The organism is Mycoplasma sp. CSL7503-lung (assembly GCF_025515455.1).
GTDB lineage: Bacteria > Bacillota_I > Bacilli_A > Mycoplasmatales > Metamycoplasmataceae > Mycoplasmopsis.
The window spans coordinates 1-16,796 of the sequence record NZ_JAOPHP010000002.1 but is presented as its reverse complement, the minus strand read 5'-3'; the positions used below and the strand labels follow the sequence as shown (position 1 = coordinate 16,796).

Here is a 16,796-nt window from a genome sequence, read left to right as displayed (position 1 = left end):
TTGAAAAATAATAAAAAAGTTTTGTATGGTTATATAGCCTATACAAAGCTTTTTTCATATTTAATAAAAATATATATCATATAAAGGAAATAAAATGAAAAGAAAATATTTATTAATGGGTTCTTTAGCTAGTTTATCTACCCTAGGACTAGCGGTTGCTTGTGGAACCTCGGAAAGCAATTCAAGTACAAGCGGTCAAGAAAATAAAGGAGGAGTATCATTTTCAAATAATTTCAATATTTTAGCAAGAAATGGAATTTATTCAACAAATATTAATTCACCTTTTTCATATAGTAGATCACGTTTCGATTTAAGTAGTTCTTATGGTGGGTATTCATTATCAAATGAAGATACAACATTTGGAAAATTGGTTGAAGTGAAAAATGAAGGAAAAGCTGAATATTCAGAAGAAGTAGAAAGAGATGCATTTGGAACAATAACAAAAACAACTAGAAAAATTACTAGACCATCAACATGATCATACGAATTGAACGTTGCTGATGCTGTTGTTTTAACAGTAGATGGTCACGAATATACTTTTGATAGTGATGAAGCAGAAATTATTCCAAAACCTGATTTAGAAAATAATTTATACTCTTCAATGTGAGTACAAAAAACAAGTGCAAACGAAAATTCAATTAACTCACAAAACTTCTTCGATAAGCTTAAAAAAGCTACAAAAGTTTCATTAAGAATTAGAGATAATGTTTATTGAGTAAATAATAAAGGTGAAGCTACACAGTATAAAATGAGTGCAGAAGATTATTATTTAGGATTTTTAAGAACATATATGTCAAATGATACTTCATATAGACGTTCACACGGTGGTTCATCTGATCTGGATGCTGCATCAAAAGCTTTATATACAAAAAATGGAGCTAAATTATTCGAAGAAAAAGATACTTATTCAAACTCATATTTATTCGATTTATACAAAATTAGTATAGAAAACTTATTAAACGAAGAAAAAACAGTAACAAACAAAGATAATAGAAGTTACTTTAATGTTACAACAAGTGGCGATGATGCTTTAGTTTATGAATGATTTACAAACAACTTTGTTGGTTCATACGAATATGCACCTGCGCCTAGTGCTTATATTAATGCTGTAAATCAAGGCGCAACTCTTCCTGATTTTGCTACAGATTCAACAGTTCAACAACCTGAAAAAGAGCAAAAAATGACTCAAATTAAAGCAGCTACAGATTTAGCTCAAAAATCAGGTATTTACTGATATGGTTTCAACGAAAATTCAACTTTATATTCAGGTAAATATTACTACGAAGGATATAATGGTGACAACTATACAGCCACATACAAAATTAACAATCACTATGCTTTGGAATCATATTATAATGATCCTACAACAGTTAAAGAATTTAGAAGTGTTTATGTTCAACAAACTAAAGAAGGTAAACAATTTGAAATTGATCAATTTAACGCTTATAAAGCTGGTTTAGTTTCTACTATTTCATATTCAAATTTACCAGAATCAAGTAAAAAAGAAGTTAATGAAAATCCAAAATTATTTGGTGTTAATAAACAACAATCATTAAACGCAGATCATAGTATTGGAAATATATTTTCAACTTTAGTGCCTCGTGCAAAAGATAGTGATGGCGCTAATTCTTATGTTAACGAAGTATATTCACAACTTGTATGGGGCCACTCACTTTCTGAAATTGAAGCAGGTACTGCTACAAATGTTTTAGAATATACAACAACTGGAATTGCCGAAGAATTTAGAAATATATTAACAGCAGCTGTTAACTGATCTAACATAACAACAGTTATGTCACCTACAGAAGAAGCTGTTCCATGGTTATCAACATTAGCGCCCGACTCAGCAATTAACAGTGATGCAAGTGATAAAAGTGCAACAAATAATAGTCCTAGATATAATTGAGAATTACTTTCTACACTTTTTGTTGTAGATAATCAAACAAATCAAAAAGTAGATTTAGGTGGCACAATTGGAAACGAATTAGAACCTAGCGAATCTACAATCATCGGTATTTCTGATAATGACAAATATAAATCAGGAGCATTTGCTGAATTACAAAAAAGAATGAAAGCGTTGCTTGATAAATTCTATGAAGAACACCCAACCCTCAAAGGTAAAAATGTTGAATTTAAATTATTAAAAAGATATAAAAATTATCCACAAACATATATCGAAATAGTTAAAGGTCAAATTGATACAATCAACCAATTAGATTCAAGATTAAAAGCAACATATGTCGAAGAACTTAGTGATAGCGACTTTTATTCATATTGATTAAAATCATCTTCACCAGTTCATACTGCAGGATGAGGATATGATTATAAATCAATTGGTTCAGGAATTGATGGATTATCATGAGGAATGGGTAAAGCTTTCCCAATCTTAATGAGTGTGTTAGGCGACAGTGCTTACAAAGCAAAATTAGAAGTATCATACCCAACAATTGTTAAAGCTGCAAAAAAATTAGGTGATTTTTTAGAACATAATAAAAATACAATTGAACTTTCAATTACCCCAAGTAAAGTTAAATTATTAACAAATGCACAAATGGACCAACTTTCTGATTTACTAGGAACTCAAAAATTTGATGAACAAGGTCAATTAGTTAATTTAACAGAGCAAGATTTAAGTTCTAAAAAATACAAAGATGGTTACACAATATCGGCTCAATTCTTCTCATGATTAAATAATGGTGACACATCATCTGATCACTTTACAAAGAAAGAATTATTAGAATTAGCAAGAGAATTTACTAACCAACAAGGAACAATTGTTAAATTAGCAACAACAGTAACTAAAAATTCATTTGTTACAACAATTTTAAATACTAACTATATTTCACCAGTTGATCAATTAAATTATGTTGATTTAACAAAAATTAGAATAGTTAAATAATAAATTACATATAAAAAACAATTAACCAATTTGTGGTTAATTGTTTGTGTTTTAAAATAAGCAAAGGAAAAAATGACAAATTATATATTAAAACGTATCGGATTTGCAATATTGACTCTGCTAATTATTTTAGTTGTAGTATTTCTATTAGTAGCTCAATTTAGTGAAAACCCATTTGCTCAAAAGGCAATTGGACAAGCTGATGGAGCAGGATCAAGTGGTTCGGTAGAAAAATTAATACAATTATATGAGCAATCGGTCAAATATCATTTCTTACCATCAGATTGAGCAGGTAAGTATAATCTACATGCAAATGAATGAATGACATATAAATTAAATCCAGTAGCTCGTTTTGGTTATTGAATTAATGATTTATTTACCAATTCAGATCATCCGTTTGGATTGCCGTTTGAAGAAACAATCTTTACGAGATTTTCAGCTAACTCAATACCTCAAATATTTTTTAAATATTTAAGATATTCAGTAATAATAACAATACCAGCATTCGTAGTAAGTGCAATTATTGGTATAGCTCTTGGGATTATTTCTGGATACAAACGTGGAACAATTTTTGACACTGCTATTAATGCGTTTTCGTTGTTATTTATAGCACTACCATCATTTATTATTGCTCCAATTTTGATTAGTATTTTACTTAAATTTGGTGTAACACCAAAATTCTTATTACCAACAGATACTGAACATACAAGTGGCGAAATCTTTTTATCATGATTACCACCAATTGCGATTATTACTTTGGGTTCTTTATCTGTTTATATAACATATACAAGAAATCAAATTATTACTGTTTTAACTTCAAATCATGTATTGATTGCCAAATCAAAAGGTTTAAGTAAATCAGAAATATTCTTTAAACATGTTTTAAGAAATATTTCTATACCACTTGCTGCTTTATTGATACCATCATATATTGGACTTCTTAGTGGTGGTATTGTTATAGAGCTATATTGAGCAGTTCCAGGAACTTCACAAGTTCTTGCACAAGCATTCCCAACAGGTGAAATTAATATTATTATGTTTAATACATTATTTTTCACAGCATTAGGTATATTTACATCTATTTTAGTTGACGTATCATATACTGTATTAGATCCTAGAATTAAGTACAATTCAGGTTCGAACCAAAGTAATTTAGTTCTCCTTAAAAGAACTTTAACTAGAAATAAAGAATTTAAAAAGAATTTATTAGAAATGAAAGGAGTTAGAAATGACAGCTAAAGAGTTTGAATCAAAATATAAAGTTTCTTTAAACGGAATCGAAAATCCATTTGAATTTTCTAAAAATACAAATGTTTTCACAAACGTAGCTGGTAAACCTAAAAAAATCTTAATTGAAATTTTGAAAAGATTTTTTATGAGTTGACCTTCAGTTTTGTTTTTAATAGTATTCTTGGTTGTCTTTTTAATTTCAATTATAGTTACAGTAAATTCACAATATAGCGCGACAGAAAGTATTTCTAAAATACAATTAAATTTAATTGGTGATAAAGTTGGACAAGCAACAAATTCAGGTTCATCATTTGATAGTTCTATACCTCCTTTATACTCTGATCATTATGTTAAATTAGGGGATACAATTAGTCAAGATCTTTATAGAAATACTGTTAATGGTTATCGTGATTCTAAATTTTTTAATGGTTTCTTTGGGGATCTATTCTTAAAAGAAAATACTTTTAAAACAATTAATTGTGAAGGTTATATCGATGCATATAAATTATTTAAAATCGATAGTGCTTTTATTGTGTTTAACTATTCAAACATACCAAATAATCTAACAACAGAACAATATCAAGAATTATATAAACAAGCTTTAGATGCTAACCCACAAATATTTTTAAACACTATTTTAGGGACAAAAACTAGCGGTGTAGATATTTGAACTCAATCATGAGTAGGTACTTGAAAAGCCGTTAGATTAGCAATTATTGTAGCAACAATTCAAACAATCATTGGGGTGGCTATAGGTTCTTACTTAGGTTTCCATGTAGGGAGTCAAATTGATACAATAATTATGCGTATTATTGACATTTTCTCTGCTCCACCAACACTTATTTGATTATTATTATTTGTTTCTTTATTCGGAACAACAGATTTAACATTAGGTTTCGCATTAATTTTCATTGGTTGAGTTGGTTCTGTTGGTAGAACAAGATTATTTATTATTACAGTAAAAGACTCTGAATTTATTAAAGCTTCAAAATCTGTCGGAGCTTCAAAAGTAAGATTAATTTATAGACATGCCTTACCAACAATTATAGGTAAAATTGCAACAGGATTTGTTGAGTCTATCCCATCAATTATCTTATCAATATCATCATTAGCATTCTTAGGATTCTTTAAAGCAGAATCTGATATTAATTTAGGTCAAATTATTTCTCAAGCACCATCAGAAGCAGGATTGAATATTTGAGTATTATTGTTACCTTCATTAATTCTATTATCAATATCAGTATCATTACACTTTATAGCATTAGGAGTACATGATGCTCTTGATCCAAAAGTTATTAGAGCAAAATAGGTAAAATTATGAAAGAAAAATTATTAGATATAAAAGATTTAAGAGTAAGTTTTAAATTAAGAAGAAATAAATTTATAACAATTGTACGGGGCGTTGATATTGAGTTAAATAAAGGTGAGATAATTGGTATCGTTGGTGAATCCGGTTCAGGAAAAACTGTTACTTCAAAATCGTTTTTAAACATAAACGAAAACGCAGTTATTTCAAGCGAAAAAATGGAAATTGAAGGAATTGATTTAACACAAAGCAAAAAAGAAAAATTTTGACAAACAATACGTGGGCATAAAATTGGTTATATTCCGCAAGACCCTCTTACTTCTTTAAACCCAACACGTAAAATTGGGAAACAATTAATAGATGCTTTAAATAAAAATGAAGATTGAAAAAATAAGCCTTATTCTGAGAAAAGAAAATACTTAGTAGACTTATTAGTTAAATTTGGGATTAATGGTGCAGAACAAGTGTTTGATATGTATCCGCATACATTAAGTGGAGGAATGAAACAACGTGTAGTTATTACTATGGTTGTAGCACTTAAACCAAGTTTAATTATTGCTGATGAACCTACTACCGCTTTAGACCCAACGGTCCAAGCGTCAGTTTTAGCATTATTCGAAGATATACGTAGCACAATGGATATATCGATTATACTTATTAGTCATAATATTTCTGTTGTTGCAAAATTCTGTGATTATATTTATGTAATGTATGCCGGGAAAATAGTCGAAAGAGGAAGTAAAAAAGATATTTTCACTGACCCAAGACACCCTTATACATGAGCATTAATTTCTGCTATACCAGAAAATAAAGATGATAGACTTTATTCAATCAAAGGAACACCACCCGATATGAATAATTTACCATTAGGAGATTCTTTTGCTCCTAGAAACGACTATGCAGTTGAATTAGATTTCATAAAAGAACCACCATTATTTGAAGTTAGCCAAGGACATTGAGCCGCAACTTGACTTTTACATCCAGATGCTCCAAAAGTTAAACTAAGCGAAGAATTAGAAACTAGATTAAACCATTTTAGAAAGGTATTTTCAGATGAAACAAAATAATAAATCAATTTTAGAAATTCATAATTTAAAAAAGTTTTTTAGAAATAAAAATATTGTTAATAAAGCTGTTGATGATGTTTCTTTTGACCTTAAAGAAGGCGAAATAGTAGGTTTAATTGGTGAATCTGGTTCTGGTAAAACAACTATTGGTCGTTCATTATTACGTTTATATGATGATTTTAATGGTTTTGTTCGTTTAGATGGCAAGTTAATTTCAGGTAAAAAAATAACACGTAAAACAAATAAGTTTTTACATAAAAATATTCAAATGATTTTCCAAGATCCAATGGCTTCATTAAATGGTCAAAATACAATTTTTTCTATTTTAAAAGAACCGCTTGTGGTTAATGGAATTATAAAAAATAAAATCAAGGATATTAGAATTGACTGAAGCGAAATTAAAAATAATTTCCATTACACTTTTTTAGAATATTCTCTAAAATTAAAACTTGAGAATTTAAAGATAAATACTAATTTATCTAGTCCTTTTATGAAAAAATGATCTAAAAGATTAGATAAAATTGAATTTAACGATCAAACAAATGGTTCTTATGATGATTTATATAATTCATATTTTTCATATTTGGATGAAAAAAATAAAATTAATTCAAAAATAATAAATAGTTTATATACAAACACAGAAAAACTTTTAAACTTTTATAAAAGTAAACAATTAAATTTCAGAAATGAAGAAATAGATTTTGATGAAGAAAATCTTAAAAAAGCTAAAAATAGATTTGTTTTAGCAAAACAATTAACAAAAAAAACAGAATCATACTACAAATATAAAAATTTAACTAAAGAGAATTGAGTTAAATTTAAGGAAAATTGAGCAACAGCAAGAGAAGCTTATGTTGATTCAAATAATTCAACAAAAAATCTTGCTAGCGAATTAAAAAATGAAGCTAAATTATTGTTTAATGAGGCTTACTCAAGTCCTTACATAGATATTTTTGCATATAAAATTAAATTATATGAATTGAATAGACATGTGTATAAATTATTTAAAAAAAATAGATCTAAATTAGCATTTTTAAACTATGAATCATTACAAGAGTTGATTTATCAAATTGAAGATGATTCTAGAGAATTTTTCGTAAATCATTTAAAATTTGAACCATACGACTTTGATTCTTTATCAAAATATAAAAATAAAATACGTACTTTTATTAATGATGAATTTAAACTAGATATTAAACAATATTTAGAAACTTCAGCAAAAATAAAGCAAGATACTCTAAAATGCGTTAAAGATTCATTTAAGGAACTATATTCAAGTTTTAAAAATACAATTAAGAATTTCTTTGTTTCTCCTAAAAAGGAAGCTAATTTCAAAGAAAAAATTAATGAACTTGAAGAATCTAAAAAAGAATATTTAGAAGCTAAAAAAGTTGCTGATGATGAATTAGCTAAATATGTTGTTGAGTATAAAAATAGAATTTTAAAAATAAATGAAGAAATCCAACAACAAGAATTACTTCTCAAAGAGATTAAAGACCAAGAGAAAATATATGATAGTAAATTTAATCAAATACATAAACAATTTATTAAGTATTATCATGAAAATACAGTTAAAAAATTAAAAGATAATTTATCTAAAGTTGATAGTAAAAATAAGTTACAAATTGAAAAAATTAAAGATAAAATTAAACAACATCAAGTTGAACTTAAAGTTTATCAAACAAATGTTGAAACCAAATGAAATAGTAATAATTCATTCTATATAGAGTCAAAATATTTAAACAAAGATTTAAATAATATATATATACTAATGGGGATTTCTAAATTGGAATTATTATCAAAAAATAAATGATATTCATACATCTTAGAAAAAGTAACATTACCTTATAAATTATTTAAATTAAATAAATTGTTAACAAGAGTTGCTATTTATAAGAGTTTAGAAGATGTTGGTTTATTAAAACAATTTGCTTATCGTTATCCACATGAATTTAGTGGAGGTCAAAGACAAAGAATTGTTATTGCTCGTGCTTTAATCACAGAACCAAAAGTAATTGTTGCTGATGAACCAATTGCATCACTAGATATTTCGATTCAAGCCCAAGTTGTTAATTTATTGAAAGATTTATGTAGAGAAAAAAATATTGGTATGATATTTATAGCTCATGATTTATCAATGATTGAATATATCGCCGATAGAGTTCAAATTATGCACTTAGGTAAAATAGTTGAATCAGGTAAAACTGAAGAAATTTATAAAAAGCCAATTCATCCATATACAATCAATTTATTTAAAGCAATACCAAAAATTTCTAACGCTAACGAAAAATTTAAGGGAGTTAAATTTGAACTTTCATATATGAAAGATCAAATATTCCCAAACATTCCATATGTTCGACAAATTGAAGATAAAAATCACTATGTTCTAGGAACTGAAGAACAAATTAAAGAATGAACAAAATAATTTAATATCTTAAATCAACATCTTATATAAAAAATAAGTTGTTGATTTTTATTTATACATTTATTCTAAATGATTATTAAATATATTTTATAAATACCAAACAATTAAAATACATCTTATATTTTTTAAAAAAACGATTATAGTATAATTATTTTATGAATAATAAAACTAATGTTATTAAAAACGAAGACAAAATAAAAATTAAAACATTAATAGCTAATTTATGATTAAATTGATCTTATTTATCTATCTTTTTGGTTGGTGACAACAAAGAAATTAAACCCGATAAAATTGGTAAATATTTATCTCTTTTATTCGATGAATTAATTAGTTCTAAAATTAGCGATAATAAAAATTGAGAAATATATTATGATTGATATTTATGACAAAAAAATAACGAAAACAACGTAGATAACAATAATCAACAAATAAATAATTTAATTAAATTTTTTCAAAACATTTCAAAACAAAATGTTTTAAAAATAATTATTTTTTCAATTGAATTTGTCCAAAAATATATTATTTATGACGCTGAAGAAAAAACATTTAATAATGAAGAAGCAAGGATTTTCGTTTTATTTATAAAAAAACAATTACACAAATCTAAATTTGACAAAATTAATAAATATTATAACGACCAATATTGTAATAATTTTAGATATTTGGAATTATTTTTAAGCGACATAGAATATAATAAAGTTGAGGATTGAAAACGAAATTTGTATATTAATTTTAGATTAAAAAATAAAAAATGATATAAAGACGACGCTTTTTTATTTTATAGTTTTAATAAATTATTAATAAATTTAGAATTAATGTTAAATAGTTCTTGAATGAATTTAGTTGCAGATTTCAAAAATATAGCGAAACAAAGTATTATTTATAATAGAAAAAATATAGGTAAATTGAACAATTTAGAACAGGACGAAGAACAAATATTTAGTAAATTTATTTATATAAATCCAAACTTAATATTAAATCCTGATGAAAGTTTAGATGTTAAAACTATAATTTCTCCTTTTGAATCTATTGATTCTCAAGATTTACAATGGTCTTTTAAAGAGTTAAAAGATTTTATATACAATGAAAATAACGAGAAAGAAAATAACTTTAAAGAATTAGTTAATAAAAAGAAGAAAAATAATCATTCTAGTAATAAAATAAATTCTAATCTTCAACTAGATGAAATAAAATCAAATATAAATACTATTGATGATGAAGAAATTAAGTTTTATTCAAATAAAATATTAATTCAAATTAATGAAAATAAAGATAAAAATATTTTAATTACTGGGGAAGCACTTTCTGGAAAGAGTAGTATTTTAAAATCTTTTTTATACGATAAAAAAAATAAAGATTTCGTTAAAATTAGTTTTAGTAACATAAATCAAGTAAAAGATAATGATAATTCAATAAATGAAAATTTATTTGAAAAAAGTTTAGTTAGACAAATGATATATCAATTAGATAATAATTATTACACTGGTAAAACAATTTTAAAAAATAAAAAAAATAAGATAGGTTTATTTCTAAGAACTTTACTTTCTGTATTTATTTCTATTCTTGTTATGTTAATTTGAATAGTAAAATTTGATTATATAAATTTTGATGTTGAAACTATATGAAATCAAGTAACAAGTAATTGAAAAAATACATTATTTTTTATATCTATTTGAATTTTATTATTTTTCGCTACATTTATATTTGTCACTTTAATAACCAAAAATTTTTGGAGGATTAAATCAGTTAAAATTATTGGTAACGAAATAAATTTAAACACTGAATCAAATTTATTGGATGCTAATATCGATGTTATTGTTGATATAATTTCAAAATCAAATAAAAAAATAATAATATTCGAAGATATAAACTGAAATATTCCTGAAAGCATTTTTTTAAAATTATTTGAAATAAATAGTCTTTTAAATTCTAGAAAAGATGATGAAAAAATTACATTTATTTATGTAGTAGATTCGTCTGTTTTAGAAGATGAATTTAAAACTAGGTTTTTCGATAGTATTATTGATGTTAAAAATAATTTTAAAGATATTGATAAATCAATAATATCTAAAAAAATACTTGACAAGATCACTCTTTCTAAAAGGAAAAATATAAAAAGTTTAGTATTAAATAATTTTGCTTTATTTCAAAGAAATAAAATAGAAGAAGTTAGAAAAATTGTAGACGATTATTACGACTTTTTATCGAATTGAAAAGAAATTGACATCATTTTAAATGAAATTAGTAACTTTGAAATGATTACTAAAGGTTTATTTTTAAAAGAAATATTACGGAATGATTTACGTTTGAAAGATGAAATAGAAAAAATAAAAAAATTAATAAATATAAATCAACAAAATATTTTAGAAAAAGAAACTGATGAAGATTTTAAAAAGATTGCATTTTTATGAAATAAAATACAAAATTTTATTACTTTAAAAGTACCTAAAAATGATAATTATATTAAATTACAAAAGTATGTTGATAAAAGCATTTATATACGTAATAATATTTATAAAAACTACCCAACACATGCTATAGTTGATGAATTATCAGATATTTTAGTTTTTGCTTTTTCTAAAAAAATTAATTTTTATGTAATGGATAAATTGGTTAAAAAATATTTAATTAGATTCATGTATTTTAGACTTTACTTAATACATTTAATTTCTATTTCATATTTAAAACACGATAAAAAACAAGATCTTTTATTAGACGATGAAAAAATTTGTAATTACTTAGAGTTAAACGATAGAATAAAAGAAAAAAACAAATATAATGAAATACTGGGTCTTAAAAAAGAAATTTTCGTAAGGCTAATAATAAAAGATTTATTTTACTATAGCGAAGAATTAACAAAACAAAAAATATATAATATGTTTAACTCTAAGGAAGAAGTTAATAAAATAAAATTTATTCTTTTTTATATTCTTTTATTCCCTGAAAGTATTGATAAAAATAATGATAATAATACAAATAATATTAATGATTTAGCCTTTAAATTTATGCAAAAACTATATATAAAAGCAGATGAAGCAATTAATTCTTTTGTAATGAAACATTCTTTAAAAACACTTGATAATATAAAAAATATTCTAATTAATAAGAATAATAAATTATCAAGTTCTAAATTAATTGATTTAACCAACTCGAAAAAATTTACAAACCTACAAGTTCAGAAAACCCAAGGTGTAAATGTAAAACAAAATAATATAAACTTTGATAATAAACATTTTAAAGATTATAAATATACAAATGCAAATAATTATGATTTAATTAGTGATAAAAAAATAGAAAATAAAGGTACTTTTATTACGATATTCAATGAACTAAAAAAAGAATTAGAAATAAGCGAAAATAATACTAACAATTTAAATATTAATGAAGAAAATATTACAACAAAAAAAGAAGGTATAAGTGATAAAACTTATTATTTATTAACACAATTAATATATGATGGATCAATATCAGTGAATTTTGATTCATATACCATTCCTTCTAAAATTGATTATTCTTTAGAAACAAATAACACAACTTGTTTCTGCGTAGATCATTTATTTGAGCGTAAAATAAATCGTTCATTTTTACTTAGAGAAACAAAAAGATGTTTTATTGTAGACTTAAGTGATATTTATGAAATCTTTAGCGAAATAGAATTTGAAAGTAATAAAATTTCAGATTATAGATCAATAATTTATGAATTTTATAACAATTGACATAATATTAATCAAAAAGTAGTTCCATCATTTGAAATGACAGAACTGGATAATAAATTAAATGAAGTATTTGAAAGTTTAAATAATAATTACAAAAAATAGTTAATAAATCATAATTGTCTTATGTTTAAATATTTAAATTTATACATTTGAATTTTCAAAACGTATAAATTTATAAAAAAGGAGAAAAAATGAAAGCAAAACAATTCAAAAAACATACTGATATACCGAAAAAATATACCTGAGATTTAGAAGACATACTTAAAGGTAGAAAAATTGAAGAATTAATTGATGAATATGAAGCCGTATATCGTGAAAGAATTAAAAATAAAGATTCTAAATATGATAACTTTGAATCTTACATCGAAGATGTTAAAAAATCAGAGAAACAAACATTATTAGAATTTAAAGTTGAAAACTATATTTCTAACAAGTTAAATGAAGATTTGGTTAATCCTGAAATTTTAAAATTAGAATCAGAATTAAAAGTTCGTTTTAACAAATTAAACATTGAATTTGGTTCAGAAATTAATCGTTTTTATAAGAATATTGAAAAAATTAAAGAATGAAAAAATGATCCAAGATTAGCAGATTATAAGCGTCATTTAGAAGATCAAATTGAAGATTACAATCATAAATTAGATGATAAAGTTGAAGAATATTTAATTCAATCAGCTTATGGTCAGCCAAATCCAGAAAAAATATTCAGTTTATTAACAAATAGTGAATTAGACTATGGTTATGTAAATGTTGGTAAGAAGAAAATAAAATTAAATCCAACAAACTATCGTCAATTACGAAAGCATAAAGATGCAAAAGTTAGAAAAGAAGCTTATGTAAATTATTTAAAGGCATATAAAGATCATAAAGATTCTCTTGCTGAAGTTTTATTTCAACATTTTAAAGAAATTGTTGTTGAGGCAAAAATTAGAAAATTTGACTCTGCTGTTGATATGTTGACAAAAACAGATAAAATGAATGATGAATTATTAAATAAATTGTTTGAACAAGTTTCACAAAGAAAAGATATAGTGCATAAATTTAGAAATTGAAGAAAAAGATTTTATTTTTCTAAATATGGAATAAAAATGCAAAAATGAGATTCTGCTAGAGATTTAGTTAATGTTAAAACAGAATATACTGTGGATGAAATGATTTATCTTGCAAAAAAATCACTTGAACCTTTTGGGGGAAAATATATTGAACAAGTAAATAAAGCTTTAAGTGAAAATTGAGTTGATTATATGCCGACCAACACTAAAAGAGGTGGTGCTTATAGTATAGGTGGAACTTATGGTATTGATAAAAAGTATGTATTAATGAATTTTGATGGGACATTAGGTAGTGTTGAAACATTAGTTCATGAACTTGGGCATTCTATGCATTCATATTTTGCTGATAGTAGAAATAATTTAATTAATTCTCAATATCCTATATTTTTAGCAGAAATAGCATCAATTTATAATGAATTAATGTTAATTGACTATTTATTAAAAAAATCAAATGATGATAAATTGAAGTTTCAAGTTTTAAACGCGTTAATTAATAATTTTTTCTCAACAGTTAATGATCAAGTTTTATTTGCAAATTATGAATATGACTTATATAAAGGTATATGAGACGGAAAAGTTTCTGGAAGTTATGATTCAATAAGTGATATTTATTTTAAAAATGCTAATAAATATAGTGCTAAGAAATTAAAATATTCTATTACAAATACAATTGAATCTATTTTTGTGCCACACTATTATTATGGGTTTTATGTTTATAAATATGCTGTTGGTCAATTAGTTGCTGTTTATTTCTTTAAACAATATAAACAACACGGTAAAAAAGCTCTTGATAATTATATAGATAACTTTTTAAGCGCAGGTGGTAGAGACTATCCAATTAATATTCTGAACTCGGTTGGAGTTAGATTAAATGATAATAACTTCTATAAAGAGGGATTTGAATTTATTAATGATGCAATTGATGAGTGAATAAAATTAGGTAAGAAGATATTTAAAATTAAATAATTATGAAGAGTAAATTAAATTTTTTATGGTCACATCTTAAGAATCAAAGTATATCAAACTTTACTTCTCTGCGTTTTTATATAATAAGCTTAATTTATTTAATTGTATATTTCTCGATTTTTACATATTCAGCACTTAGCGCAAAAGATACTATAACAAAATGAAATAATGCAGTAACTGCTTCCGGAATTGTTACATTTGCACTTGTTTTATTCATTTTACTCTTTAAATGAGGCTTTTTAGAAAGAACTATAGAAAAAATGAAAAATGGTATCAATTCAAGCAATAAAAGCAGAATCGAATACAGAGCTAAAAAAATGAATGATGTAGAGAGAAGAATATTCTTAGAAAATAATAGGAAAAAAGAACTTGAAAAAGTAAATAAACCATCTAAATCAAACTATCCATTTTACTTTAATTTCATAGTTTATGCGTTAAGTTTGATTTTAATCGCTGTGGTATAGTTAAAAACACAAAACAGTAAAAAAATAATTGTTTTAAGTTAGGTGAAAAAAATTTGACACTCCAAAATAAAGGAGTGTTATTTTTATGTCAAAACATTTTACATTTGAACAAAAAGTTAAATGTTGCAAAATTATTCATCAAACTGATTTTAAAACAGCATTAATACAATTTTTTAATAAATAATGAAGAGAGATATAAATATTATTGGTATTTAGATAAAAAACAAAAGAAAAATAGAAGACCAAATCGTTATGGTTATATTATATTACTCAAAAAAAGTATATAAACGTTATAATTTAAGTATGAATGAATTAAAAACTAAAAACAAAAAAGGTTCCGCTAGAACCAAAAAGTTAAAATTACTGATTTGAATAAGGATGAATTGGAATTATATCATGAATCAATTGAAGAGTTATTTAAAGGTAAAGGGATAAGTAGTAGCGAATTATGAAAAATAATTAAAGATAAAATTCAAAAGAAAACGATGTCATCCTTTAATATTTTTAAATTTTCAAGATTTATAAATGTTTCAAGAACAACTTTTTATTATGAGCAAAAATCAAAGATAATTAAAGAAAAAATAAAGATAAACAATAAACTAATAAATTGAATTTTAGAGCAAGGTAAATTAAGTGGAAACGTTGTTGGTAGGACTAAAATGTATCTTCAATTTATAAATTTATTTAATAATGATAAAAAGTTTAGAAGACATTTTAAAGAATATAATAACATAACAGAATATGAATTTAGACTTTCATATGAAGCTTCTAAATATAAGTCGCAAGCATATATAAAAGGTAAACAAAAATTACCAAAAGAACACAAATATAGTGATGTTTGAGTAAATAACGAAATTAAGAATATAGTTGATTTAAAATTCGGAACAGTTTGAACAGAAGATATAAAATACATAAAAATTCAAAATAAATATTATTACTTACATGTTATTAGAGACCACAAAACAAATATGATTTTAAATTGAAATTTACAAGACACTAGAACAGCTAACGATACAATATCATTATTGAAAAGTTGTATCAAAAAATACAATATTAAACCTAATTATTTTCATACAGATCATGGTCCAGAATATTTTAATTTTAATTTTAAAAATTACATAGTAAAAAATAAAATAATTCGATCAACGTCAGTTAAAGGTAACTCGTTAGAAAATCATGGTTCAGAATATTTATTCGCAAATCTTAAAAGAAAAATAAAATTAATGAGTTTTAATAAACTAAATTATTTAGAGATAAGCAAATATTTTATTTATTATAATTACGCTAGATTACAAAAAAATAGATTATAAGACATCATTTGAAACTCTTAATGAAAAGAAGGGATTAAAGCAAGTAAAAAATCATTTAATTCAATCAAATTTTATAATCACTCGTTCTAAAAATATAAACATAAATATTATGAAGAAAAAATAAATGTAAAGATACATACAATATAATTTGATTTATATTATTTTCAATGTTAATATAAATATATAATTTAATAAATTAAAAAAACTCATATCAATAAAAAATTAATATGAGTTCCTAAAATGAAATATCAAGTGCAACACTTTCGTGCTTGGTATTTTTATTATATCTTAACGATCTAAAAAAATCTAAAATTTTACTTAAAAAATCAATATTATTACTTTGTTTTCAATATCAAAAGTT

The 16,796-nt window shown here is 24.1% G+C and carries 10 protein-coding genes; 9 read left to right on the top strand and 1 reads right to left on the bottom strand.

Translation table 4 applies throughout. The annotated features are described in order from the left end of the window. Positions 1-94 precede the first annotated feature (94 nt). From N9R85_RS00375 to pepF, 7 genes are all read left to right on the top strand, one after another. Entirely contained in the window at positions 95-2,899 is a 2,805-nt protein-coding gene (locus tag N9R85_RS00375) for an OppA family ABC transporter substrate-binding lipoprotein (RefSeq protein ID WP_262858105.1), read from the top strand. A gap of 72 nt (positions 2,900-2,971) precedes the next feature. After that, on the top strand, positions 2,972-4,138 hold the full coding sequence (locus tag N9R85_RS00370; protein WP_262858104.1) for an ABC transporter permease: 1,167 nt from the start codon (positions 2,972-2,974) through the stop codon (positions 4,136-4,138). Further along, a complete protein-coding gene (locus N9R85_RS00365; RefSeq protein WP_262858103.1) occupies positions 4,128-5,438 on the top strand; it encodes an ABC transporter permease in 1,311 nt (436 codons plus the stop codon). The genes N9R85_RS00370 and N9R85_RS00365 overlap by 11 nt, the downstream gene beginning before the upstream one ends. An 8-nt stretch (positions 5,439-5,446) precedes the next feature. Beyond that, positions 5,447-6,502, top strand: coding sequence for an ABC transporter ATP-binding protein (locus tag N9R85_RS00360; protein WP_262858102.1), 1,056 nt, complete (start codon positions 5,447-5,449; stop codon positions 6,500-6,502). Further along, positions 6,489-8,927 (top strand): ATP-binding cassette domain-containing protein, encoded by a 2,439-nt coding sequence (locus N9R85_RS00350; RefSeq protein ID WP_316249921.1) that lies wholly within the window; start codon positions 6,489-6,491, stop codon positions 8,925-8,927. The genes N9R85_RS00360 and N9R85_RS00350 overlap by 14 nt, the downstream gene beginning before the upstream one ends. A 155-nt stretch (positions 8,928-9,082) precedes the next feature. Next, a complete protein-coding gene (locus N9R85_RS00345) occupies positions 9,083-12,745 on the top strand; it encodes a YobI family P-loop NTPase (RefSeq protein ID WP_262858101.1) in 3,663 nt (1,220 codons plus the stop codon). Between the two features lie 89 nt (positions 12,746-12,834). Continuing rightward, positions 12,835-14,661, top strand: a complete 1,827-nt coding sequence (gene pepF / locus N9R85_RS00340) for an oligoendopeptidase F (protein ID WP_262858100.1) — start codon at positions 12,835-12,837, stop codon at positions 14,659-14,661. Between the two features lie 94 nt (positions 14,662-14,755). On the opposite strand, the gene N9R85_RS00335 is transcribed toward pepF, so the two are convergent. Further along, the gene (locus tag N9R85_RS00335; RefSeq protein WP_262858099.1) at positions 14,756-14,878 is read right to left on the bottom strand and encodes a hypothetical protein; all 123 of its coding nucleotides are present in this window, start codon (positions 14,876-14,878) and stop codon (positions 14,756-14,758) included. 43 nt (positions 14,879-14,921) lie between these two features. Here N9R85_RS00335 and N9R85_RS00330 point away from each other — a divergent pair, with 43 nt between their 5' ends. Both N9R85_RS00330 and N9R85_RS00325 read left to right on the top strand, forming a co-directional pair. Next, the gene (locus N9R85_RS00330; RefSeq protein ID WP_262858098.1) at positions 14,922-15,125 is read left to right on the top strand and encodes a hypothetical protein; all 204 of its coding nucleotides are present in this window, start codon (positions 14,922-14,924) and stop codon (positions 15,123-15,125) included. Positions 15,126-15,493: 368 nt separating this feature from the next. After that, positions 15,494-16,435 (top strand): DDE-type integrase/transposase/recombinase, encoded by a 942-nt coding sequence (locus N9R85_RS00325; RefSeq protein ID WP_262858097.1) that lies wholly within the window; start codon positions 15,494-15,496, stop codon positions 16,433-16,435. Positions 16,436-16,796 lie beyond the last annotated feature (361 nt).